This is a genomic window from Afipia sp. Root123D2, assembly GCF_001425835.1.
Lineage (GTDB): Bacteria > Pseudomonadota > Alphaproteobacteria > Rhizobiales > Xanthobacteraceae > Afipia.
On the sequence record NZ_LMDP01000001.1, the window covers coordinates 766,589 to 788,891 of the forward strand.

At 59.5% G+C, this 22,303-nt stretch carries 25 protein-coding genes; 8 read left to right on the plus strand and 17 right to left on the minus strand.

Annotation, left to right across the window (positions count from 1 at the left end; genetic code table 11):
- Positions 1 to 4: 4 nt before the first annotated feature.
- The 3 genes from bcsS to ASC80_RS03645 form a co-directional block, all read right to left on the minus strand.
- Positions 5 to 745 (minus strand): cellulose biosynthesis protein BcsS, encoded by a 741-nt coding sequence (gene bcsS / locus ASC80_RS03635; RefSeq protein WP_244487177.1) that lies wholly within the window; start codon positions 743 to 745, stop codon positions 5 to 7.
- 145 nt (positions 746 to 890) lie between these two features.
- Positions 891 to 1,352 (minus strand): DUF488 domain-containing protein, encoded by a 462-nt coding sequence (locus ASC80_RS03640; protein ID WP_056292924.1) that lies wholly within the window; start codon positions 1,350 to 1,352, stop codon positions 891 to 893.
- 27 nt (positions 1,353 to 1,379) lie between these two features.
- Complete coding sequence (locus ASC80_RS03645) at positions 1,380 to 2,183, minus strand: DUF72 domain-containing protein (RefSeq protein WP_056292925.1); 804 nt, start codon at positions 2,181 to 2,183, stop codon at positions 1,380 to 1,382.
- A gap of 304 nt (positions 2,184 to 2,487) precedes the next feature.
- Between ASC80_RS03645 and ASC80_RS03650 the strand changes: the two genes are divergently transcribed.
- Both ASC80_RS03650 and ASC80_RS03655 read left to right on the plus strand, forming a co-directional pair.
- Positions 2,488 to 3,600 carry a glycosyltransferase gene (locus tag ASC80_RS03650; protein ID WP_056292926.1) on the plus strand — a complete coding sequence of 371 codons (1,113 nt, stop codon included), beginning with the start codon at positions 2,488 to 2,490 and terminating at the stop codon, positions 3,598 to 3,600.
- Positions 3,601 to 3,689: 89 nt separating this feature from the next.
- Complete coding sequence (locus tag ASC80_RS03655) at positions 3,690 to 3,992, plus strand: hypothetical protein (protein ID WP_244487178.1); 303 nt, start codon at positions 3,690 to 3,692, stop codon at positions 3,990 to 3,992.
- A gap of 783 nt (positions 3,993 to 4,775) precedes the next feature.
- Here ASC80_RS03655 and ASC80_RS03665 read toward each other — a convergent pair.
- Complete coding sequence (locus ASC80_RS03665; protein WP_056292930.1) at positions 4,776 to 5,453, minus strand: hypothetical protein; 678 nt, start codon at positions 5,451 to 5,453, stop codon at positions 4,776 to 4,778.
- On the opposite strand from ASC80_RS03665, the gene ASC80_RS23520 reads away from it, so the two are divergent.
- Positions 5,452 to 5,610, plus strand: a complete 159-nt coding sequence (locus ASC80_RS23520) for a hypothetical protein (RefSeq protein ID WP_156464247.1) — start codon at positions 5,452 to 5,454, stop codon at positions 5,608 to 5,610. The two genes, ASC80_RS03665 and ASC80_RS23520, sit on opposite strands and share 2 nt — an antisense overlap.
- On the opposite strand, the gene ASC80_RS03670 is transcribed toward ASC80_RS23520, so the two are convergent.
- The 6 genes from ASC80_RS03670 to ASC80_RS03690 all read right to left on the minus strand — a co-directional run bounded on the left by ASC80_RS03670 (position 5,607) and on the right by ASC80_RS03690 (position 11,760).
- On the minus strand, positions 5,607 to 6,233 hold the full coding sequence (locus tag ASC80_RS03670; RefSeq protein WP_056292931.1) for an NYN domain-containing protein: 627 nt from the start codon (positions 6,231 to 6,233) through the stop codon (positions 5,607 to 5,609). The genes ASC80_RS23520 and ASC80_RS03670 overlap by 4 nt on opposite strands.
- A gap of 247 nt (positions 6,234 to 6,480) precedes the next feature.
- Positions 6,481 to 7,431, minus strand: coding sequence for an IS1595 family transposase (locus ASC80_RS03675; protein WP_056292933.1), 951 nt, complete (start codon positions 7,429 to 7,431; stop codon positions 6,481 to 6,483).
- Positions 7,432 to 7,868: 437 nt separating this feature from the next.
- Complete coding sequence (locus tag ASC80_RS22895) at positions 7,869 to 8,453, minus strand: reverse transcriptase domain-containing protein (protein ID WP_156464248.1); 585 nt, start codon at positions 8,451 to 8,453, stop codon at positions 7,869 to 7,871.
- 187 nt (positions 8,454 to 8,640) lie between these two features.
- On the minus strand, positions 8,641 to 9,396 hold the full coding sequence (locus tag ASC80_RS03680; protein WP_056292935.1) for a hypothetical protein: 756 nt from the start codon (positions 9,394 to 9,396) through the stop codon (positions 8,641 to 8,643).
- A 263-nt stretch (positions 9,397 to 9,659) separates the two neighbouring features.
- Positions 9,660 to 11,303 (minus strand): chaperonin GroEL, encoded by a 1,644-nt coding sequence (gene groL / locus ASC80_RS03685; RefSeq protein ID WP_056292937.1) that lies wholly within the window; start codon positions 11,301 to 11,303, stop codon positions 9,660 to 9,662.
- A 139-nt stretch (positions 11,304 to 11,442) separates the two neighbouring features.
- Complete coding sequence (locus ASC80_RS03690) at positions 11,443 to 11,760, minus strand: co-chaperone GroES (RefSeq protein WP_056292939.1); 318 nt, start codon at positions 11,758 to 11,760, stop codon at positions 11,443 to 11,445.
- 403 nt (positions 11,761 to 12,163) lie between these two features.
- Here ASC80_RS03690 and ASC80_RS03695 point away from each other — a divergent pair, with 403 nt between their 5' ends.
- From ASC80_RS03695 to ASC80_RS03705, 3 genes are all read left to right on the plus strand, one after another.
- The gene (locus ASC80_RS03695; protein ID WP_056292941.1) at positions 12,164 to 12,466 is read left to right on the plus strand and encodes an usg protein; all 303 of its coding nucleotides are present in this window, start codon (positions 12,164 to 12,166) and stop codon (positions 12,464 to 12,466) included.
- Positions 12,467 to 12,569: 103 nt separating this feature from the next.
- Positions 12,570 to 13,127: a cupin domain-containing protein gene (locus tag ASC80_RS03700; protein WP_056292943.1), complete on the plus strand. Its 558-nt coding sequence runs from the start codon at positions 12,570 to 12,572 to the stop codon at positions 13,125 to 13,127.
- A 64-nt stretch (positions 13,128 to 13,191) separates the two neighbouring features.
- Positions 13,192 to 14,001 (plus strand): aminoglycoside phosphotransferase family protein, encoded by an 810-nt coding sequence (locus tag ASC80_RS03705; protein ID WP_056295534.1) that lies wholly within the window; start codon positions 13,192 to 13,194, stop codon positions 13,999 to 14,001.
- 36 nt (positions 14,002 to 14,037) lie between these two features.
- On the opposite strand, the gene ASC80_RS23525 is transcribed toward ASC80_RS03705, so the two are convergent.
- The 6 genes from ASC80_RS23525 to ASC80_RS03735 form a co-directional block, all read right to left on the minus strand.
- On the minus strand, positions 14,038 to 14,712 hold the full coding sequence (locus ASC80_RS23525) for a hypothetical protein (RefSeq protein ID WP_156464249.1): 675 nt from the start codon (positions 14,710 to 14,712) through the stop codon (positions 14,038 to 14,040).
- Between the two features lie 54 nt (positions 14,713 to 14,766).
- Positions 14,767 to 15,519 carry an SDR family oxidoreductase gene (locus ASC80_RS03715; RefSeq protein WP_056292945.1) on the minus strand — a complete coding sequence of 251 codons (753 nt, stop codon included), beginning with the start codon at positions 15,517 to 15,519 and terminating at the stop codon, positions 14,767 to 14,769.
- A gap of 128 nt (positions 15,520 to 15,647) precedes the next feature.
- Positions 15,648 to 16,394 carry a proteasome-type protease gene (locus tag ASC80_RS03720; protein WP_056292946.1) on the minus strand — a complete coding sequence of 249 codons (747 nt, stop codon included), beginning with the start codon at positions 16,392 to 16,394 and terminating at the stop codon, positions 15,648 to 15,650.
- Between the two features lie 106 nt (positions 16,395 to 16,500).
- Positions 16,501 to 17,325 carry a transglutaminase family protein gene (locus tag ASC80_RS03725; protein WP_056292947.1) on the minus strand — a complete coding sequence of 275 codons (825 nt, stop codon included), beginning with the start codon at positions 17,323 to 17,325 and terminating at the stop codon, positions 16,501 to 16,503.
- 7 nt (positions 17,326 to 17,332) lie between these two features.
- Positions 17,333 to 18,277 carry an alpha-E domain-containing protein gene (locus tag ASC80_RS03730; protein ID WP_056292948.1) on the minus strand — a complete coding sequence of 315 codons (945 nt, stop codon included), beginning with the start codon at positions 18,275 to 18,277 and terminating at the stop codon, positions 17,333 to 17,335.
- Between the two features lie 2 nt (positions 18,278 to 18,279).
- Positions 18,280 to 19,746 carry a circularly permuted type 2 ATP-grasp protein gene (locus ASC80_RS03735; RefSeq protein WP_056292949.1) on the minus strand — a complete coding sequence of 489 codons (1,467 nt, stop codon included), beginning with the start codon at positions 19,744 to 19,746 and terminating at the stop codon, positions 18,280 to 18,282.
- 222 nt (positions 19,747 to 19,968) lie between these two features.
- On the opposite strand from ASC80_RS03735, the gene ASC80_RS03740 reads away from it, so the two are divergent.
- Positions 19,969 to 20,703, plus strand: coding sequence for a competence/damage-inducible protein A (locus tag ASC80_RS03740; protein WP_056292950.1), 735 nt, complete (start codon positions 19,969 to 19,971; stop codon positions 20,701 to 20,703).
- A 14-nt stretch (positions 20,704 to 20,717) separates the two neighbouring features.
- Positions 20,718 to 21,221 carry a xanthine phosphoribosyltransferase gene (gpt, locus tag ASC80_RS03745; protein ID WP_056295536.1) on the plus strand — a complete coding sequence of 168 codons (504 nt, stop codon included), beginning with the start codon at positions 20,718 to 20,720 and terminating at the stop codon, positions 21,219 to 21,221.
- Positions 21,222 to 21,424: 203 nt separating this feature from the next.
- Here gpt and ASC80_RS03750 read toward each other — a convergent pair whose 3' ends face one another.
- Positions 21,425 to 22,297: an NHL repeat-containing protein gene (locus tag ASC80_RS03750; RefSeq protein ID WP_056292951.1), complete on the minus strand. Its 873-nt coding sequence runs from the start codon at positions 22,295 to 22,297 to the stop codon at positions 21,425 to 21,427.
- Positions 22,298 to 22,303 lie beyond the last annotated feature (6 nt).

A 22,303-nucleotide genomic window follows, 5' to 3' on the forward strand; every position in this document is an offset into this window, starting at 1 on the left:
CGGCTCACTGTCGTGTCAGCAGGCTGAACCGTCCGTAAAGCCCCGAGCGGTGATCATTGTCCTCGACGTAACCGGCGCCGAATGCCCATTCAAATCGGCCGTACTTCAGCGACGTGACGTGAGCACCGGCGCGATACTGACGATAGATGTCGTCGCCCGACGTCTCTATCTCCGGTCCCACCCAGAAGCTGTCGAACAATCGCCAGCCGACCGCAGCGCGTGCGCCGAAATTCGTGCCGATGGTCGAGCCCGAAAGGGAAGATGCAATCATCAGCTTGCGCGTCGGCTCCCACCACAGATCCGTACCGACGCGCAGTCCTGCGTGGGTGCCACGCAACGCGTTGTTCGGATCGACCGGCGACAGGATGTGATGCTGGAGATCGAGACCGGCGAAGACCTTGATCTCGAAATTGCCGCGCTTGATCCGCCAGCCGGGCAGGGCCGCTCCGAGAAAATTGGTGCCGGTGATATTTGTCGTTCCTGCTGTGTAGAGATACTGCCCGCCCGCGAGCAGCAATTTCAGCGTGAAGCCATCGCTGTTCAATCCGCCCGGCGCCCATTGCACGCCGCCATACGATGAGCCGCCCTCGCGCCACAAATCGAAGCCGCTGAAATAGAGAAATGTCTCCGGAGCACTGCCGCCCGTGAGGTTGTTTTTGAAACCAAAGATGTCGCTCAGCGGATTGGCAACAACGGATGCAGCGCCGCTGATCGAAAGGATCGCGACCGCGCCCAATATGCGCATGACTTCGACGCAACGCATGGAGCCCCGCAGCCCCGGAGTACGCAATAGTACGGATATGATTAAAATGCGGGAGATCATCGCCGTCCAGTAACGGGCGGAGAACAAGCAATGAACGCGACGAAAGTTTTGCTGCGACAGCGGTAACTTAGTGTTGCGGCGGTATCAGATTGTCGATTTTCACGCCGTCACGTTTTTCGATGATCTCGGCAATGAAAGTCCGGTGGCAGTTGGTGTGATCGCGCTCGTAGCACAGCAGACACACCGGGCCCGCTTTCATCACTAGCGCCGCCAGTTCGTCCATCTCTTCGCGCGCTTCCGGTTTCTTGAGATGAGCGCTGTAAATCTTCTCCAGCGTCTTGATATCGCCGCTGCGCGCGGCGAGGCGTCCTTCCTTCGGCGTGCCGAGCCCGCGCAGATGAATATATGAGATGCCGCGTTCGTCGAGCGCCGCCGCAAGCTGGTTTTTCGAGAATCCCGGCCGCCGCGACGACGTGACGGCGCGGACATCGACCAGAAGTTTGACGCCGGCTTTCTCCAGTGCGTCGTACACCGCCAGGGGCGGCGTTTGCTCATATCCGATGGTGAACAGCTTTTTTGATTTCGCCATGTGGTGCTCCGACCGGATCAGTGTCGGTCACTTCACGCGCGCGATCAACTCCATCGCGCCGGCCGGCGCGCGAATTTTTCCTTCGTGGATGACGTAGGCAAAGACGTCGCGTGGTTGCTTCTTCGCAGGTTTGGCATCGACGCGGTTGAGGTCGTCGGGCTCTCCGCCTTTTGCCCATAGCTTGAATCGCTCCGCCCACTCATCCAGTTCCTTGGGCGGGTAGGCGGTCTTCACCGTGTCCTTGCCGGTCTGGAGGCGGACGTAGACGAAATCGCTCGCGAGGTCGGCGATCGCCGGATACTTGCCGTGCTCGGCATAGACCACCGGCACCTCGTGCTGGCGCAGCAGCGCGATGAAGGCCGGTGTCTGGAAGCTGTCGTGCCGGACCTCGACCACGTGACGCAGCGTGCGGCCCTCGAGCTTGCGCGGCAGCAACTCGAGGAAGGCGCCGAAATCGGCCTCGTCGAATTTCTTGGTCGGCGCAAATTGCCACAGCACGGGGCCGAGCCGGTCGGCCAATTCCAGCACGCCGGAATCGTAGAACCGCTTGATGGAATCGCCGGCCTCCGCCAGCACCTTGCGATTGGTGGCGAACCGCGGACCCTTGACCGAGAAGATAAAACCGTCCGGCACTTCGCTGGCCCATTTGCGGAAGCTTTCCGGCTTTTGCGATCCGTAATAGGTGCCGTTGATTTCGATCGAGGTCAGCTTCGAGGCGGCGTAGCTGAGCTCCTTGGCCTGCGTCAGTTTCTCCGGGTAGAACACCCCGCGCCACGGCGCGAAGGTCCATCCGCCGATTCCGATGTGGATTTTGCCTGCCTTGCCAGCCATTTTCTGCCCTCTTGCGAAACGTCTCGTTCATTACCATCTAACACATAACGGCGATGTCGCTGCCCCCGCACCATCGCCGGGACGACCACGAGATGACTGGGCGCTGTCACGATGACACCGCCTTGGGCCAGCGCCGGATGTACGCGCGGCCCGCGTCGTTCGTGGTCGTTGGCATGTCTGGCCGATTTTTCCGCGCCATTTCCACCCGTTTTCCCGCCTCGTCTCACAGGCGGACGCCGGATTGCCGCCAAACCCGTCCGGCGTCGCTTGGCAGGGCCGGAACCGCCGGATATATGCTGGCGCCATGAGTTCAGCCATCGCCCCGTCCGCAGACGCCCGTCAATTATGCGTGGTGGTGCCGACTTTCAACGAGCGCGACAACGTTGCGAAGCTGCTTGCCAAGTTGCAGGCGGCGCTCACGGGCGTGTCGTGGGAAGTCATCTTCGTCGACGACAATTCGCCGGACGGCACCTGGGACGTGGTGAGGCAACTGGCGCAGGCCGACACCCGCGTGCGCTGCATCCGCCGCATCGGCCGCCGCGGCCTGTCCGGCGCGTGCATCGAGGGCATCCTGGCGTCGTCGGCGCCGTATGTCGCGGTGATGGACGCCGACCTTCAGCACGACGAGACCCAGTTGCCGAAGATGCTTGGCCTGCTGCAGGGCGGGGAGGCCGATCTCGTGGTCGGCAGCCGCTACGTCAGCGGCGGCAGCGCCGATAGTTTCGACAGGCAGCGGCTCGGCGGCAGCATGTTCGCGACCTCGATCGCCAAGCGTCTGCTCCATATCGACATCGCCGATCCGATGAGCGGCTTCTTCATGGTGCGGCGTGACCGCTTCGAGCAGCTGGCGCCGTCGCTGTCGATACAGGGCTTCAAGATCCTGCTCGATCTCGTCGCGACCGCGCAGGGCGCGCTGCGCATCGTCGAGGTGCCGTACACGTTCGGTTCGCGGCTGCACGGCGAGAGCAAGCTTGACTCGCTGGTGGTGATGGATTTCCTCGGCCTCGTGCTGGCGAAGCTGACGCGCGATCTGGTATCGTTGCGGTTTCTGCTGTTCGCGATGATCGGCTCGCTCGGTCTCGCGGTGCATCTCGTCACGCTTTATGTCGCGTTGAACGCGTTCAACGAGCCGTTCGCCGAAGCGCAGGCGGTGGCGGCGTTCGTCGCGATGACGTTCAACTTCCTGCTCAACAATCGCCTGACCTATCGCGACCAGCGGCTGAAGGGTTTCGCGCTGCTGCGCGGCCTCGTGATTTTCTATCTGGTATGCAGCATCGGATTGCTCGCCAATGTCGGCGTTGCGTTCTCGCTCTATGGCCAGCGCGCGCTGTGGTGGCTCGCCGGTGCTGCGGGCGCGCTGATGGGCGTAGTGTGGAACTACGCGGTGTCCAGCCTGTTCGTGTGGCGCGCGCGCTGACGCGCGGCGTCGACGCGATGTGATCGGCCCATTCGGACCTGCGCGCGGCGCTGGTGTTGGATTTCACGATCCATATCCGGGAGCCGGTCATGTTGTCGAAAGCAGTTTGCGGCGCGATTGCGGCGATGGTGTTGTTCGCAGGAAGCCAGGCGGCGCAGGCGCGCGGCACTGAAGCCGAGCGCGAAGCCTGCACGCCGGACGCCATGCGGCTATGCGGCCGGTTCATTCCCGACGAGGATCGCATCGAGACCTGTCTGCGCGACAACAGCCCGCGCCTCAGCCGCGCGTGCTACGTCGTGTTTCATCCCGAGGAGAACGCGGCGCAGCCGCAGCGGCCCGGCATGCGCCGGCCTTTGCCGCCGCCCGCGGGTTATGATGAGGACGACGATTGAGCACTTATCGCACACCGCAACGCGCCCGGGACTCTTTCCTGTCATGGCCGGACTTGTTCCGGCCATCCGCGTCTTGCCTCACCACGCAGGACGTTGAAGACGTGGATCACCGGGACAAGCCCGGTGATGACAATCGAAATGTTGAGACGTCGTCGCGCTTCGCGCGCTCCAGATTCAATTTTCAAACAGCAGATGCACGTTCGCGATCCCGCGGCGCGAATGCGCCCGAGGTATGGGGTGAACATTCCGTCCCTCATCACATGAGGGCGCGCGGAACGCCGGATGCTCGCCGCATCCGCAGCCTCGTGCGCAAAAGTAAAAAGCACACGAGCATGGTCACCACGAACACGCCGAAAACATCCGGCGTTCCGCACGCAATGGTTTTAACGGCTTGCTGCGCGAAAACCTCCGGTGACCGGCCCTTCGGTCCATCACCGCTGGAGGGACTGACGCCGCCGCCTTCCCGCGAACGGGAGGGACGGTGGCGCGCTGCCCATGGCGCAAGGCGATGCGCCGGGATATCGCGCCTTGGGCCGTACGCTTTCGGCGTGGTCGTCATCACCATCGGCGCGCGTCCCGGCAAGCCGGGGAAACCCCGCACGCGTCACGGCGATCGAACACCGATCGCGTCCACCGCATCCCGCCTCGCGTCCTGTGACGATCGCGAGCCGCCCCTCAAAGTGAGACGGGATGAGAGGAATATAGTCCCAATTATATACTTGAAACCACAAGCGGGAAGATATAGCCCTATGCCTGACAGGCCGGCCTCACCGCGAATAGACCTCAGCCCGGAAGCGCTTGATCGCCTTCCGAGCTTAGAGGCTCTGGGAGTTCGTCCGGAAACTTTGGAGGCGGCGGAAGCGCTTCTCGTTCAGTCTGGAAGCTCTGGAGTTGAGCCAGAGCTTGTTCAGCTAGTTCTGCGTGTCGTTTTTTCTCAGCCACGTCGTTAGTAAGATCGCCCATCGCGCAATGATGTAGAACTTTGAATAGTTGGTTCATCTCAAGCCCGACAAGACTGAGCCGGGCGAAGATAGCATCAAGCGCCGCTTGTGAAATGAGTACTTCATCGGCAATGCCCTGACGCTGTATTGTGTCAGCAACGTCAGCACTTGGATCTGATATTTTTACGTGAACGACGCCGTCGCGGTTCTTTTTATACGCCTGAACGGCGTTCAGGGTCTTACTAAGCAGGACCCGCGTGTGTTCCTTGGGTTGGGCTAACAGGATAGACTCCTTGATGATCGCTATTTTCCCGTCGGTTCCATTTATTCTAGAACTGACGTGGGGAAACATTTGAACATCAATGCGGAGCGCCAAGCCAAGACTAGCATCCAGGAATGTCTCGATATAGTTCCAGACGATCACGATAGCCGCGAACTTCTGCAGACGCTCAGGGCTAATATCGGTTAAAATGTTGAAGGCGTTTGATGCATCTTTGGGCCCTGTGGATTTTCTTCGCATGAAAAAGAACCCTGACAATTATTCGGATAAGGAAACTAAAGATCGTTTCGACGCGATGCTAAAGGGCGCGCTTAAGTCGCCGCCAAAGCCGATGAAAGACATTCCGAAGACAGCGACCGCCAAGCGCAGGGCGCTAAAGGCAAAGAAGAAAACTTAAGCTGGGGGTGTCCAGCCCTGTGGTGGCTCGTATTCCCTCGGCCTTCGCCCGGCTGGTTGCCCTTCTTTAAAAACCATTGCTGAAAACAGGCAGCGTTCTAGGTGCTCTTGATTCAAGGCGATCCTTGCCGAAGCGTTTGCAAGGATGTGGGTGGAAAAATTTCTGCCGGGCGGCGCGACGGTAACAAGCTTTTTATTTTCGAAATTTTCACGAAGCATCTTTGCGGTTGCCGCTTGGTCTGAGTCCGCTGTTACTAGATAAGCTGTGTCAAACACGTCCAACCTTGCGTCGTTAAAGATAGACAATGCGAGATTGATGTCGGTCTCTTTCTCATTTGGTTGTTGCCATTTGTCGCCGCAGGAGTTGCACTTTTTTGGTTCGTGAATGTAGTGGCCAAATACGGGCGTTGCCCCAACAACCCTTAGAGCGTTCAGATATTGATCGTGTCGCCATCTCTTTTGAGAGTCTCCGGGGTGGTAGGCGGTGCAATAGACGGTTCGAACCAGCTTTTCTGTAGCTTTGGGAATGATTAGATTCCCAAGTTTTACTAGATCCAGCCACTTTAAATGCGGGATTTTGAGATCGTCTATTGAGTGGTAAAGATTAAACCCGTCGATATACATGGCCGATCTAGTAATCACGGAAACCTCTTGACAATTCTTGGTTTTAGAATATCTAGGGTATATCAACGCTTTAACGGTACGCCGTTGAGCACCCCCCGGACCTCGGTCTGGGGGTTTTCTATTTGTGGCATACGTTTCTTAATTTGCCGCCTATTTAGTTCGCCAATAGCGGACGAACTTCGGCTTCGGCTTGGGCAGCTTTGAGCGCCAGCGCAGGAAGCGCCCCGCCTTCTTGGAAAAGTCAGGCTCAGTTAGCTTGACGATACGTCAGACGCTTACCGGCAGCACCCTTGACGGCAAGGTCAGCACGTTCCCCATCGCTGTAGCCGAGCTTGACCCGGTGATTGTAGCGGAAGTCGTATTCTGAAAGGTAGCGGTGCAGGTGCTTCTCAGCGCAATGCTGATAGACGCCCTTCATGCCTCTTTTGAAAATTGAGAAGTAGCCTTCGACGGAGTTCGTGGTCACATCGCCGCGAGCGTATTCCTTGCGGCTGTGATTGATCGTCTCATGAGAGGCGAAGTGCAGTTCTGCGCCGTGATAGAGGCGGCTTTCGTCAGTGTGCAGGCGGGTTTCACGAGCGACGTTGTCCATGACGATCTTGCGAACGCTGGCACCGTCAGCAACGGCGACATGGAACGAGCGAACCGAACCGCCGCGCTCAACGAGAGACACGATAGCACGCTTGTTAGACGGACCCGGACGGCCGGACTTGGTGAAGGGACGGCCAGAGGTCGTGACCTTACGAACCTTGTCCTTAGCGACCGGGCCAAAATAGGTTTCATCGGCTTCGACGATTGCGCCTTCGCCGCCCATCGGGGTCGGCGGGAGCAAGCCACCATTGCTCATGGCTTCGCGGATACGATGCGAAAGGAACCAAGCGGTCTTATAGGTGACGCCCAAGGCGCGGTGCAGTTGATGGCTGGACACGCCCTTCTTGGACGAGGCCATGAGGTAGAAGGCCTGAAGCCAGATGTGCAGCTTGATATGGCTGCTTTCCATCACGCTTTTGGTAGTCACGCTGAAGTCCTTGCGGCACTCCTTGGCGCTGCAACGGTAGACGCCAGCCTTCTTGGTGGCGAACGACAGATTGACCGAACCGCAATGCGGGCAGACCCGTTCACCGCCCCAACGCAGCTTTTCGAGATAAGCGCGGGCGGCTTCCGGGGTCTGAAAATGCGGTGCGTTGAACTGAGACATTGGGCCAATCCGTGTTGATGGCCCTTTCTAGGATTCTATCCTTATGGTGTCAAGTATATAATTGGGAATATAGTCCTATTATGGGGAATGTCAAGCCAATAGATGCTCGATCATTGAGTATAGACTTCGTGGAATCGGATACTGCGAACATTCCGAATTGTTCTGATGTAGTCGCGATATTTATCGTCCGAGCCATAGACGCACTTATGCCATTCAGCCATACCCGAAAGATAGTCTAGGTTATTAGCACCCCACCTTAAGTCTTTCGAAGCTTTAAAAAACGCTGCTCGAAAGCCGCGTTTTGCTGCACGGGATAGTTCAGGTGTTTTTCCTGATGTTTGAAGTCCTAAGGTAAATCTAGGTGAGCTCTTTCGGTGAAAGCGAGTTTTGTCCGGATGAATCTGAAATCCATTTTCCGTCAAAATACTAGCGGCGATTTAGCGTACGCGAGTGTGATTAAAATTTGTGTTAGCGAAAAGAAAAATGTCGTCCGAGTATCTGACATAGGAAAGTTTGAATGATTTTGCCAACGAGTGCATCTGCCTATCGGTCTTTCTGAAAATCAAGTTGCTCAGACAGGGGCTAGTTGGAGCTCCTTGGCACAAGGCTCCGTTCAAGGTGCAAAGTCGTGAGAGAATGTATGCAACCTTGCTATTGTAGCCGATGGACTCAAAAAATCTATGAACTCGAAATTGGCTTATGGATGGGAAAAAATCTTTGATATCTAATCTTAGTAGAGCTTTATGTCCGCTCAGTTGCGATGCGGCGCCCACAACCCCTTTATCTTTGACATAAGCAAAGCAAGCTTGATCCACAGGAATTGGCTCAAGTATCTTTCCAAGAATTGCGCGTTGAACCCCTTTTAGCTCCGAACGTGGAGCTGATATTTTCCGTTTCCCGCCGGTTGCTTTTGCGATCTCAAACTCAAAATACATCTTGTCGGCTAGTTCAACCAAATAAAAAATATGCTGTGGCGCAAATCCCAGAAACGCACTTAACGTATTTAGATCATTTGCAGCCACAGCTATTCGCTCTTACTGACTTATCAGTTCGAAGGACGATTGTTCCGGCCGAAAGCGAGAGTCTGAGCTTTAGGCCGGAACTACGGCCGGGTTTCTACGTTCTATCCTTGCCCACGACGAATCGTCGTGGCCCGTATGAGGGATTACTAAGAGCGGTTGCAGCGTAATTTTGCTGCAACCGGCTCAGTCAAGCTGCTGCCAGAAAATTTGCTTTTAATACGCTCAAATAAGTTGAATTAGCTTCTGCCATGAGGGGGTCAAAAAATCCCTTCGTGGCTCTCCAGATGTTTCCCTCTCGTTGAATTGCTTCTTTGCGAATTAATCTTCCAATTGTTTCGTTTGTGTCTTGAGGGTTCAATCTTGTGAGTCCCACGATCATAGGAAAGGTTGGAGTTTCCAACATATTTATTCCCACCAGCACCGAAAACTCCAAGAAGCGAAGCTTTGCTTTTGCAAGGGCACGTAGATATTCCGCCGGACGGTCTGCGCTGTTCGCTGTGAACATTGCGAAAAATGAATCTGTCAATTTTGCATATTTAAACAGAGCGATAGGCATCTGAAGCGCGTGTATAGCTTCCTCTTGCCTTTTTTCGTCAAAGTAAATGACGTTATTTAGGTGCGCTTTTGCGAGAACGCTTAGTGGTCCGCGGGCAATATAGCTCTCTGAATTGTAAAATCGGTCTGGCACCATAACGAACAGCCGAGGGCGGATATTTTCCATCATGCTGAAAGTAGCGAGCTCTGCAATAGCTCCAGGTGATTCAAGTAGTAATATTGTAAAGTCGGCCTTCTGAGCAAATGCGAGTTCGGCGGTTTGCAAATCGCTTCGCTTTAATCCGTGCTTTTTGGGATCAAGCTCTTCACCCAGTATTGTTTGTGTGTTTGGAAACGATTCCATAAAAATTTCGGAGATTCTCGCGAAATCCATATCGCGAACTTTCATACCCAGGACCACATAGAAATACTCGCAGGCTTTTTTCGATGCCTGCTTTTTTCAAAATTCTAGGATCGTAAGGTGATACGATATTCATCTGCAAATTAGAGCAGTGGTTTGATTCATTCGCAATAGGATGGATGAAGCTATCAAATAAAATCCCAGCGCATCCGCCCAGGGTTTTCCTTTTTGGAATCATTTGCAGCACCCAAAAAGAAAAAGCCCGGGATTTCTCCCGGGCTTCTTTGTTTGTTGCGGTAGTCGGATAGGATTTAGAAATCCATGCCGCCCATGCCGCCGCCCGGAGGCATTCCGCCGCCGCCAGCGCCGCCCTTCTTGGGCAGTTCGGCGATCATCGCTTCGGTGGTAATCAGGAGCGAAGCAACCGACGCCGCGTTCTGGATCGCCGCACGCACGACCTTGGTCGGGTCGATGATGCCCTTGGAGACGAGGTTGCCATATTCGCCCGACTGCGAGTCGAAGCCGTAAGCATACTGCTCCTTCTCCAGGATCTTGCCGACGATGACCGAGCCGTCTTCGCCGGCGTTGATGGCGATCTGGCGGGCCGGAGCGGAGAGCGCCTTGCGGACGATCTCGACGCCGGTCTTCTGGTCGTCGTTCTGGGTCTTGATGCGCTTGAGCTGCTCGGAGGCGCGGAGCAGGGCGACGCCGCCGCCCGGCACGATGCCTTCTTCCACAGCGGCGCGGGTCGCGTGCATCGCGTCATCAACGCGATCCTTGCGCTCCTTCACCTCGACTTCGGTCGCGCCGCCGACGCGGATCACCGCGACGCCGCCCGCGAGCTTCGCCAGACGCTCCTGCAGCTTCTCGCGGTCGTAGTCCGAAGTGGTCTCTTCGATCTGCGCCTTGATCTGCTGCACGCGCGCCTCGATGTCGGCCTTCTTGCCGGCGCCGTTGACGATCGTGGTGTTCTCCTTGTCGATCATCACCTTCTTGGCGCGGCCGAGCATGTTGAGCGTCACGTTCTCGAGCTTGATGCCGAGGTCTTCCGAGATCGCCTGGCCGCCGGTCAGGATCGCGATGTCCTGCAGCATGGCCTTGCGGCGGTCGCCGAAGCCCGGAGCCTTGACGGCCGCGACCTTCAAACCGCCACGCAGACGGTTGACGACGAGGGTGGCGAGAGCTTCGCCTTCGACGTCTTCCGCGACGATGACCAGCGGCTTGCCGGTCTGCACCACGGCTTCGAGCAGCGGCAGCAGCTCGTTGAGCGACGAGAGTTTCTTCTCGTTGATCAGGATGTAGGCGTCGTCGAATTCAACGCGCATCTTTTCCGCGTTGGTGACGAAGTACGGCGAGATATAGCCGCGGTCGAACTGCATGCCTTCGACGACGTCGAGTTCGGTGTCGAGGGACTTCGCTTCCTCAACGGTGATGACGCCTTCGTTGCCGACCTTGGCCATCGCCTTGGCGAGGAAGTCGCCGATTTCCTTGTCGCCGTTCGCCGAGATGGTGCCGACCTGGGCGATCTCGTCGTTCGAGGTGACCTTCTTGGAGTTCTTGACGAGATCCGCGACCACGGCTTCGACCGCGAGGTCGATGCCGCGCTTCAGGTCCATCGGGTTCATGCCGGCGGCAACGGACTTCGCGCCTTCCTTCACGATCGCCTGGGCGAGCACGGTGGCGGTGGTGGTGCCGTCGCCGGCGAGGTCCGCCGACTTGGAGGCCACTTCCTTGACCATCTGCGCGCCCATGTTCTCGAACTTGTCCTCAAGCTCGATGTCCTTGGCGACGGTGACGCCGTCCTTGGTGATGCGGGGTGCGCCGAACGACTTGTCGAGGACGACGTTGCGGCCCTTCGGGCCGAGCGTCACCTTGACGGCGTTGGCGAGGATGTCGACGCCGCGCAGCATCTTGTCGCGCGCGTCTACGCCGAATTTCACTTCTTTAGCTGACATGTATTGTTTCCTTCGGTTGAGGTTATCCCGTCATCCTGAGGAGCGAGCCGTTTGGCGAGCCTCGAAGGAGGACGGGTTGATCGTTGCTGTCATCCTTCGAGGCCCTCGCGTGCTCGGGCACCTCAGGATGACGATCGCGTCAGGCGGCCTTCTTCTTGGCAGCGGGCAGTCCGGTGATGACGCCCATGATGTCGCTTTCCTTCATGATCAGGACGTCCTGACCGTCGATCTTCACCTCGGTGCCCGACCATTTGCCGAACAGGACGACGTCGCCGACCTTGAGATCGATCGGGATCAGCTTGCCGGCCTCGTCGCGGCCGCCCGGACCCACCGACAGGATCTCGCCCTGCGACGGCTTTTCCTTCGCGCTGTCCGGAATGATGATGCCGCCTGCGGACTTCTCTTCGGCGTCGATACGCTTGACCACGACGCGGTCGTGAAGCGGACGGAATTTCATGCAGTCCTCCTAGGATATTGATAATACTTGGGTTTAAGTTTTGGCAGTCGCGGAGAGCGAGTGCTATCGCAACTGCTGGGGACATAGTCCGGAGCCGGCTGTCCGGCAAGGGGCTGTAGCAGAATTTTTGGCACTCCAGAATGACGATTGCCAGCGGCCGCTGCGCTTTCGTTAAGCATCGTTAACTGCGTGGGGTTAGCCGCGATGGCTGTCAGCAGACTCGCAAGGGCGCTGCTAGTGCCTTGATTGTTAACACTTTATTTAATCTTTAGGCTTGAGATCGAGGCTTGTACGGCGTCAAATTTCATCTGAGCGCGTTGTCCCACGAAGCGGATTCGGACGTGTGCTGAGTGAGAACCGAGTTTCGTGCGGCCGGATGCGCTCCAGACATGGAGATTGGCAGATGGCTTCACAGTACCCGGCGTCCCCAGGGGGACAGGTCTCGCCGGATTTTCTCAAGCAACTCGCGGGCTATGGGCTGACGACGGCGGAGATCCTTTACCGCCGCCCCGATCACCGCTGGCTGCTGCAATCCTACGTCTGGCAGAACTACGACGTGTTTCCGAACTTTCCGGCGCTGAAGGATTTTCTCGCCTTCTGGCAGGACAAGCTCGAGGGCCCGTTGTTTTCCGTCACGGTCGCGCACTCGAAGCTGATCAAGCCCGCCGAACTGAAAGCGGTGGACGGGATGTTCCGGCTGCATTGAGCGGTTGGGCGCGCCTCGCGATTGCATTGTCGCGCCGCCGGGCAATGGCTAACCTCACTGTGCTGCGCGCGATGCGATGCAGACCAACGCAGGGAGGTCGGTCATGGCCAAAGCCAAAGCCAAATCACGCGCGGCCGCGAAGCCGGGCGCGCTGAAAAAATCACCGCCACGCAAGACAGCCGCGGCTGCGAAACCCTCATCCCGTGCATCCGGCAAAACAAAAGCCCGCGCGTCGGTATCGCCGCGGCCGGCTGCGTCGGCGAAGCGGCCCGTCCGTCGCAAGCAACGTGTCGCCGTGAGCCATCACCGCGAGGAAGATTTCGCGCCGGGACTGCGCGCTTACGCGCATTATCGCGATCTCGGGATTGCCGATGCGACCCGCGGCCTCGCCCAGGCCCATGTCATCCGCCTGATCGGGCCGTGCGACCCGAAGGAGGTTTCAAAACTCCACTTCCACGACATCGAATTCCAGATGGTGTTCGTGCTCAAGGGATGGGTGAAGGTCTACCTCGAAGGGCAGGGCGAGGTCATGATGCGCGAACGCAGCTGCTGGACACAGCCGCCGCGCATCAGGCACCTGATCCTCGATTATTCGGACAACTGCGAATTGCTCGAAATCATCCTTCCTGCGGAGTTCAAGACCGTCGAACTGGTGGCTTAGAACGCGGCATGTGCGATTGCCGCAGGATGGTGCGAACCGGCAGTCGATAGCGTAGACCTCAGTGATGTTCGATGAATATCTGTCCGCCTGGGATCTGATCCCCGATGGTGCTCCCATCGTGACCCGTGCGGCGCGCCTGCTGCCGGTCCGGCAGCACGGCGCGGCGGCAATGCTGAAGATTGCCGACCACGAGGACGAGCGGGTCGGTGGCTCGGTGATGCAGTGGTGGAACGGCGACGGCGCCGCCCGTGTGCTGGCCCGCGACGATGCTGCGATTTTGCTGGAACGTGCCGAGGGACCAGCGTCGCTCGCGGTAATGTCCCGGACCGGACGCGATGACGAAGCTTGCGCGATTCTCTGCACCGTTGCCGCGCGGCTGCATGGTCGCCGTTCAGACCCGCCGCCAAATCTGTTGCCGCTGGCACACTGGTTTCGCGATCTCGAACCCGCTGCTGCAAAGTACGGCGGCATTCTGGCGCAATCCGCCGAAGCGGCGCGAAGGCTGCTGGCGCAGCCGCGCGATGTCTGCGTTCTTCACGGCGATCTGCACCACAACAATGTGCTGGATTTCGGCGCGCGCGGATGGCTCGCGATCGATCCCAAGCATCTGATCGGAGAACGAGCGTTCGACTATGCGAACATCTTCACGAATCCGGACCTCGACCATCCGCAATGGCCGGTCGCGACTATTCCGGAGCGGTTCGCACAGCGGCTGGAGATTGTGACAGATGTCGCGAAGATCGACCGGACGCGGATGCTGCGGTGGATTCTGGCGTGGACCGGACTGTCCGCGGCCTGGTACTTTGACGATAGCGATCCTGCCGAGGTCGATCTGCGCGTCGCTGAACTGGCGTCAGCGGAATTGAACCGCTGACGGAGTTGACGAGACGGCTTTGTCCGCATGGACGCATTATTCTTGTCGATCTTGAGAAACAAATTCGGCGGTGCTGATTGGTTCCCGGTCTTGGATCGAGCCGAGTGCATCCAGAGGTTTGTGAAGAAGACGATTTTTCAGTGCCGATAATTCTTCTTCTGTAACCCCCATCTCTCTTAAAATGCGGAGTTTGCCACTAAATATCTCATTTTTCCGCAGCTCATTTTCGAGTCTAAGCTTTTCGTTCTCGTGACCTTCGCGATAACTCTTATCCTTCCGCCGTTCGTGTCGGTCGTTTAGATAAAGTCGTAATACCTCAAGCGGGTTTAATTTTCCGAAGAACTCCCAAAAACCCGGAGAGTTAAACGTAGCTCCTCTAAGGACTAGCTGGCTTTCGGCCGGCACCATCTCGTTCGGGCTGAAATATTCAGTTTGAGACTGTCGATAGTAGAAGCCAATTTTACTTAAGAATTGTCTTCGAAGTAATCGAGGTGAGCGATAGCGAAATTCCGGGGAGAATCTTTCGAACTCATGTGCCATTGCTGCAACCTGCCAAGTGATCGAGTCAAATAGAAGAACCGAGTTGTAGGCGGTCAGGACTGCCCCAAAAAGAGTTTGAATTTGATCGAGAGGAACTCCGCTGACACCACGAATGCGTAGAGTGGTGGATGGTATGTATGGAGTCGATAATTCGAATTCCGGAGAAATCATGAAATATCCCTTTTAGAAATCGAGATGGTCCTTATTCGCGGCTAACACAAAACGTCACCCCCGCCCGACGAACGGCATCTGGGTCGCCATGATGTTGACGAACATCGCATTGGCGTCGAGCGGGCGCGTCGCCATGAACACCAGTGCGTCGGCGACGTTCTGCACGTCCATCCGCGGTTCGATCATCATGTCGCCGCGCGGCTGCTTGACGCCGGCGGTCATGCGCTCGGTCATTTCGGTGGCGGCGTTACCGACGTCTATCTGGCCGCAGGCGATGTCATAGGCGCGGCCGTCGAGCGATGTCGCACGGGTCAGGCCAGTGATGGCGTGCTTGGTGGCGGTGTAGGGCGACGACAGCGGACGCGGCGCGTAGGCCGAGATCGAACCGTTGTTGATGATGCGGCCGCCGCGCGGCTTCTGGTCCTTCATGATGCGGAAGGCGTGCTGGGTGCACAGGAACGGCGCGGTGAGGTTGGTGTCCACCACCGCCTGCCATTGCGCGAGGCTGAGATCTTCCAGCGGGATCGCCGGCGCGCCGATGCCGGCATTGTTGAACAGCACGTCGAGGCGGCCGAGGTCGCTCTTGATCTTCGCGAACAGCGCCGCGATCGAGTCGGGATCGGTCATGTCGGACGGCACTACGAGGCTCTTGCCGAAATCCTTGCCGGCCTTGGCGGTGTCTTCGAGGTTTTCCTTGCGCCGCCCGGTCAGCACCAGCGTGAAGCCCGCCTTCATCAGCGCCAGCGAGCACGCCCGCCCGATTCCCGAGCCCGCGCCGGTGACGAGTGCGACTTTGAGATCAGCCATGTTTCTTCCCTTTGTTCTTGTGTGGCGCGACGCTGGGTGGAGATCGCTGTCCGCCGCCAGGCGTCATTGCCCGGCGCCGCTTGATGCGGTTGTACGACAAGATACGACGGGAGGTCGGGCCGATGCAATCAGCGCGGCTGGCCGTAGGGCGGGCGGGGAATGCTCTGGTGCGCGGCGCGCAACGCTGTCGACCAGCGCGTGCGCAGGTCGTGGAAATACGTGTCGCCTTCCTCGATGCGATAGTTCAGTTCGGCATCGCAGACATCGGGGCGCACCACGAGAATATCGATCGGCAGGCCGACGCCGAGATTGGACCGCAGGGTGGAGTCCATCGACACCAGTCCGACTTTCAGCGCCTCGTAGAGATCGACATCGTAGTGGATCGCACGGTCGAGCACCGGCTTGCCGTATTTGTGCTCGCCGATCTGCAGATACGGCGTGTCGATGGTGCATTCGATGAAGTTGCCTGCCGGATAGATCATGAACAGGCGCATCCGCCCGCCCTTGATCTGCCCGCCGAACAGGAAGGAGACGTCGAAGCTGATGTCCTCGGCCTTCAGCGCATTGCCTTCGAGACGGTGCACGTCGCGGATCGCGCGTCCGATGCGCTGCGCTGCCTGAAACATCGTCGGCGCATTCATCAGGGTCTGGAGTTCGCCCGTCTCCGGGTCCTCGACACCTTCGGTCAAGGTCGAGATCACCGACTGGCTGATCGCAAGATTGCCGGCGGAGGCGATCGCCAGAATGCGTTCGCCCGGTTTGTTGAAGACATGCAGCTTGCGGAAGGTGGAAATGTTGTCGAGGCCCGCATTGGTGCGGGTGTCGGCCATCATGACGAGGCCTTCCTTGACAAGAATTCCGCAGCAATAGGTCATTCCGGCTCTCCAGCTTGCGCTTTTCTACGCGGCGAAGTGGAGGCAGGCAACCGTGGACGGGGTTGGCCTGTTCCGCATGCACAGCAGGCGAAACTCTCGGGCGAGGTCAGCTCTGGCTCTGGCGTCCGGCCTGATCGACCGTGACCGCCACCGACATGATTTCCGGCCCGCCGCCGTAGCGGGTGCCGCGCACCGGCGCGGCGCCCAGATAGTCCAGCCCGATGGCGACGCGGGCGTGGGCGTCGGTGGTGGAAATGCCGTTGGCGGGATCGAATCCGATCCATCCGAGGTTTTCGACGAAGGCCTCGACCCAGGCGTGGCCGGCGTCCTGATGAACGATACCGTCGGCGCGCAAAAAGTGCCCCGATACGAAACGCGCGGGGATGCCGGCGTTGCGTGCGCAGGCAATGAAGATGTGCGCATAGTCCTGACACACGCCGCGCTTGAGCACGAAAGCTTCCGAGGCCGAGGTCCCGGTGTGGGTCGGGTCGGGGTCGAACGTCATGCCGGCATGAAGCCTGCGCAACAGGGTGTGGAGATAGTCCAGCGCAGGAGGCCCTGACTCCGCGCGCACCTCATCCGCGAATTGTGCCATTGCGGAATCGGTCAGGGTCAGCGGCGTCGCGCGCAGGAACAGCTCGGGCGGAAAGCGCTCGTCGGTGCCGCGCAGCACGCCGCCGGTGTCCTGGGTTTCGATCCGGCCCTCGACGCTAATGGTGAGGTCCGATACCGGGCCGTCGGTCAGCACGTGGGTGATGTTGCCGAACGCATCCTCATGGACATCGAGCCGCGTGTCGGTCGAGACGTCGATCTGCCAGTCGGCGACATACTGGCCGTCATGGTTGCCGGGCGTCAGGCGCAGCACCTGGATCACGCTCGCCGCCGGCGGGTCGTAACGGTAGGTGGTGGAGTGGCGAATCTGTAGTCGCATGGTGCGCTCACAAAAGATATTGCTTGGAGATGATCTCACCGAGCCGGCTGTTGTCTGCGAGGAATTCCTGAATGAACTCGTGAACGCCGCGCTGGAAAATGTCGTTCATGTTGCTATGGCCGAGCCGGTTCCGCACGCCGCGCGCGTGGCGCTGCGCCGCGCCCTGGCGGCCGTAGGCGACGCCGATCTGGTCGAGGTTGCGAACGAGGTTGCCGTAGCAGCTTGCCAGCGAGCGCGGCAGCGTTTCATTCAGGATCAGCAGATCGGCGATCAGCCACGGCTTCAGCGTCTCGCGATAGACCCAGTGATAGGCAGTCAGCGCCGACACCGAGCGCAGGATCGAGGTCCATTGATAATAATCGAGCGGGCCGCCGACATGCTCCTTCTCCGGCAGCAGCATGTGGTACTTCACGTCGAGAATGCGCGCGGTGTTGTCGGCGCGCTCCAGATGCAGTCCGAGCCGCGAAAACCAGTAGGCATCGTTGCGCAGCATGGTGCGGTAGGCCGAACCGTCGAAGCGCAACGAAATTTCCTGCACGAAGCGCAGGAAGTTCGCCAGTTCCTCGCGGGTTCGCACGCCGCATTGCCAGATCTGCTGCAGCTCGATCCACGCGCTGTTGATGGTGTCCCACATCTCGCCGGTCAGCGCGGTGCGGACCGAGCGCGAATTGAGCCGCGCATTCTCGATGCAGTTGCGGATCGATGACGGATTGTCGCGCGAGAACGACAGGTAATCGACCACGGTGCGCTCGTTGGCCTCCTGATGCACCTCGTAGAATGCATCGCCGATCCCGGCGGTGAGCAGGGCCGATTCCCACTCGTTGGTCTTGCCGGCATAGGCATCGGGCAGCGAGGTGGCGCGCAGCGTCGCTTCCATCGTGCGGGCGAGATATTCCGCGCGCTCGACGTAGCGTGCGAGCCAGAACAGGTTTTCGGCGGTGCGCGACAGCATGGCTAGCTCGCTCGCGCCGGCACGGAAAACAGGTCGCTCTGCGCGTCGGGTTCGTCGTCGAGAATCCAGGTGTCCTTGGTGCCGCCGCCCTGGCTTGAATTGACCACCAGCGATCCTTCCTTGAGCGCGACGCGGGTGAGGCCGCCCGGCACCACGGTGACGCGATCGCGCCCGGTCAGCACGAATGGACGCAGGTCGACGTGGCGCGGCGCGAGGCCCGCCGCGGTGCAGGTGGGGCAGGTCGACAACGCCAGCGTCGGCTGGGCGATGAAGCCTTCCGGATCCTCCGTCAGCCGGGCGCGGAAGGTCTCGATCGCGTCCTTCGTTGCGGCCGGGCCGATCAGCATGCCGTAGCCGCCCGAGCCGTGGACTTCCTTGACGACGAGGTCGTGCAGGTTGTCGAGCACATAAGAGAGGTGGTCCGGTTCGCGGCAGCGCCAGGTCGGCACGTTCTTCAGGATCGGGTCTTCGCCGAGATAGAATTTCACGATCTCCGGCATGTAGCTGTAGATCGCCTTGTCGTCGGCGATGCCGGTGCCGACGGCATTCGCAAGCGTGACGTTGCCGGCGGCATAGGCCGACATCAGGCCCGGTACGCCGAGTGCTGAATCCGGACGGAAGGTGAGGGGATCGATGAAATCGTCGTCGACGCGGCGATAGATCACGTCGACGCGCTTGAGCCCTTCGGTGGTGCGCATCAGCACTTCGTTGTTGCGCACGATCAGGTCGCGGCCCTCGACCAGCTCGACGCCGAGCTTGTCGGCGAGAAACGAGTGTTCGTAATAGGCGGAATTGTAGATGCCGGGCGTCAGCAGTGCGACGGTCGGCTCGGTCTTGGCGGTGACCGGCGCTACCGAGCGCAGCGCGGACAACAGCTCGTCGGGATATTTCTCGACCGGCGCGACGCGATGGCGCGAGAACAGGTCCGGAAACAGCCGCATCATGATTTCGCGGTTTTCCAGCATGTAGGAGACGCCGGACGGCGTGCGCGCATTGTCCTCCAGCACGAAAAATTCATCCGGATTGACGCGGACGACGTCGATGCCGGCGATGTGGACATAAACGTCGTACGGCACGTTCTGGCCGTTCATCTCCGGGCGAAACACCGGGTTCTGGAAAATCAGGTCGCTGGGAATGAGTTTCGCGCGCAGAATGTCGCGATCGTGATAGATGTCGCGCAGGAACATGTTGAGCGCGCGGACGCGCTGCCGCAGTCCCTGCTCGAGCTTGGTCCATTCGCGGCCGGACAGGATGCGGGGGATGACATCGAACGGGATCAGGCGTTCAGTGGATTCGGCCTCGCCGTAGACCGCGAAGGTGATGCCGATCCGCCGAAACAGCAGCTCGGCTTCCTTGCGGCGATAGTCGAGTGCATCGGGCGGGGTTTCCTTCAACCACCGCGCCAGTTCTTCATAGGCCGGGCGCAAATGCCCGCCCGGTCCATTCATCTCGTCGAACGCAACTGCCATAAGTCCCCTGGTGCTTCCCAGACGATCTGAGCAAATGCCGTACCAAGGGATGCTAGCAAGGCTTGCGCCGTCGCGATATGCCTTGTCAGGTGGCATTTCGCAGCCGCGGGCGATGCATTGCCTGGAAAACAGGCGGACAAGTGCTTGTTGATTTGGCAGGCGCCCCGTGACTTCAATGCGCCGAACGTGCAACGGTTCCCGAAAGGGTGGGAGACAAGAACAATGAGCGAGATCGTCACGGCCGGCATTCTGGTGATCGGCGACGAAATCCTGTCCGGGCGGACCAAGGACAAGAACATCGGCTTCATCGCCGAGTACCTGACCAATATCGGCATCGACCTGAAGGAAGTGCGGGTGGTGGCCGACGACGAGGGCGCGATCATCGAAGCGCTCGACGCGCTGCGCAATCGCTATACGTATGTCTTCACCACCGGCGGCATCGGGCCGACCCATGACGACATCACCGCCGACAGCGTGGCGAAGGCGTTCCGGGTCGGCATCCATCATCACCCGGACGTGGTCGCGCGCTTCAGGGAGCGGTTCGGCGCCGACGCCAACGAGGCGCGGCTGCGGATGGCCCGGATTCCCGATGGCGCGGAGCTGATCGAAAGCGCGACCATCCTCGCGCCGGGATTCAAGATCGACAATGTGATCGTGATGGCCGGCGTGCCGTCGATCATGCAGGCGATGATGGACATCATCACGCCGCGGTTGAAATCCGGCGTGCGGATGCTGTCCGATTCGGTGCGCGCCAACGCCCGCGAGGGCGATATCGGCGGCCCGCTGCGCGCCATTCAGGAGGCGCACCCGGACACCAGCATCGGCAGCTATCCATTCCTCGACGAGAACGGCAAGCCGAACACCAACGTCGTGGTCCGTTCGCGCGACGAAGCCAGGCTGCAAGCCGCGATGGACGAGGTCAAGGCGATGCTCGCCGGTCTCAACGTCGCGCGATGAGCGGAGCAGGCGCGATGGCGGACGAGAATGCGAAAAAGCCGTTTCCGGTCTCGTGGGATCAATTCCACCGCGATGCGCGTGCGCTGGCGTGGCGGCTCAATGGTGCTGGGCCGTTCGAGGCGCTGGTGGCGGTGACGCGCGGTGGCCTCGTGCCGGCGGCGATCGTCGCGCGTGAGATCGGCATCCGCGTCATCGATACGATCTGCGTGTCGAGCTACAATCACACCGCGCAGGGCGAGCCGACCGTGCTGAAAGGTGTCTCCGATGCTGTTGCGAAACTTGGGCGCGGCACCGGAAAAGGCTTGCTGGTGATCGAGGATCTCGTGGACACCGGCAAGACCGCGCGCATCGTGCGCGAACTGGTGCCGCAGGCGCACATCGCGGCAGTCTATGCCAAGCCGATGGGCAAGCCGCTGGTTGATACGTTTATCACTGAGGTGTCGCAGGACACCTGGATCTTCTTTCCGTGGGATACCGGCCTGTCGTTCCAGCCGCCGATCCGGGATGGCGCGGCGTAGTTTCTCGCCCACGCGCGATCAGTCCGAAGGCGAATGTTTCCCAAAGAAAGACGGGTCCGTCATTGCCGGGCTTGACCCGGCAATCCACCTTTCGGAAATGGATGGATGCGCGGATCCTGGGCGAGCGAAGCGACGCCGTTCTTCGGACGGCTATATCCGCGCATGACAATTTGAGTCTCGTCGTCGGGCCGTGGTTCGCGCATCTACCGCAGCTTCGCCGGATCGATGGCGAACAGCACCGGATAGGTGGTTGCCCAGTCCGACCAGCGGAGCGAGCCGGCTTCCGACACGGCCCAGATCAAGCCTTTCGAATCCATCGCAAGGTCCTCGATGCCGGCGGGCATCGGATAGGTCGCGATGACATGGCCGTCGGCGGGATCGAATTTGAGCAATGCGCCGTCGTGCGAGCCGGAAATCGTCATCCAGCCGTTGCCCTTGCCGTCGAACAGCAATCCCTGCACGCGGGCAGGGATCGTCAGCGTCTTCGTGGCGCCGCTCTCGTCGATGTCGGATCGGCTGAACACATCGGATGGCAGTTGCCACAACGCGCCGCCGCTTTTGTCGTAGGAGCCGATCCACAGCGCGTTGCCATCCGCATCGGCGAACGAGCCGCGCAGCTTGCCTTTCAGCTGGACGGTCGCGGTCACCTTGCGGTCCTTGATCTCATAAATCGCATGGGTATCGGCGACGACAATGCGGCCATCCGCCAGCACCGCGATGCCGCCGGCCTGGCCGCAACTCTCCGGCAGATCGACGTGATCGTTCACCGCGCCGGTGTCGGGCGCGATGACGAACAGCCGGCATGGGCCGCGACCCTGTTTCGGATCGGTGCTGCGATACGCCGACAGCAAGAGATGCCCGTCCGCAAAGGACAGGCCCTGCGGCACGTAGCCGTCGTCGATCTGCGGCGCCCAGATGCGCGCGGTGAATGCTGCGCTGTTCGGCACCTCCGACAACGGCTTGGTGACGGAGGAGGGGCGCGTCCCGCGCGGTTCTTCCGCGTGCAATGCCGCACCGGTCATCGCCGTCACGGCGGCGGCGATGACGATGTGTTTGAAAGATGCGAATCCAGTCATGCTCAA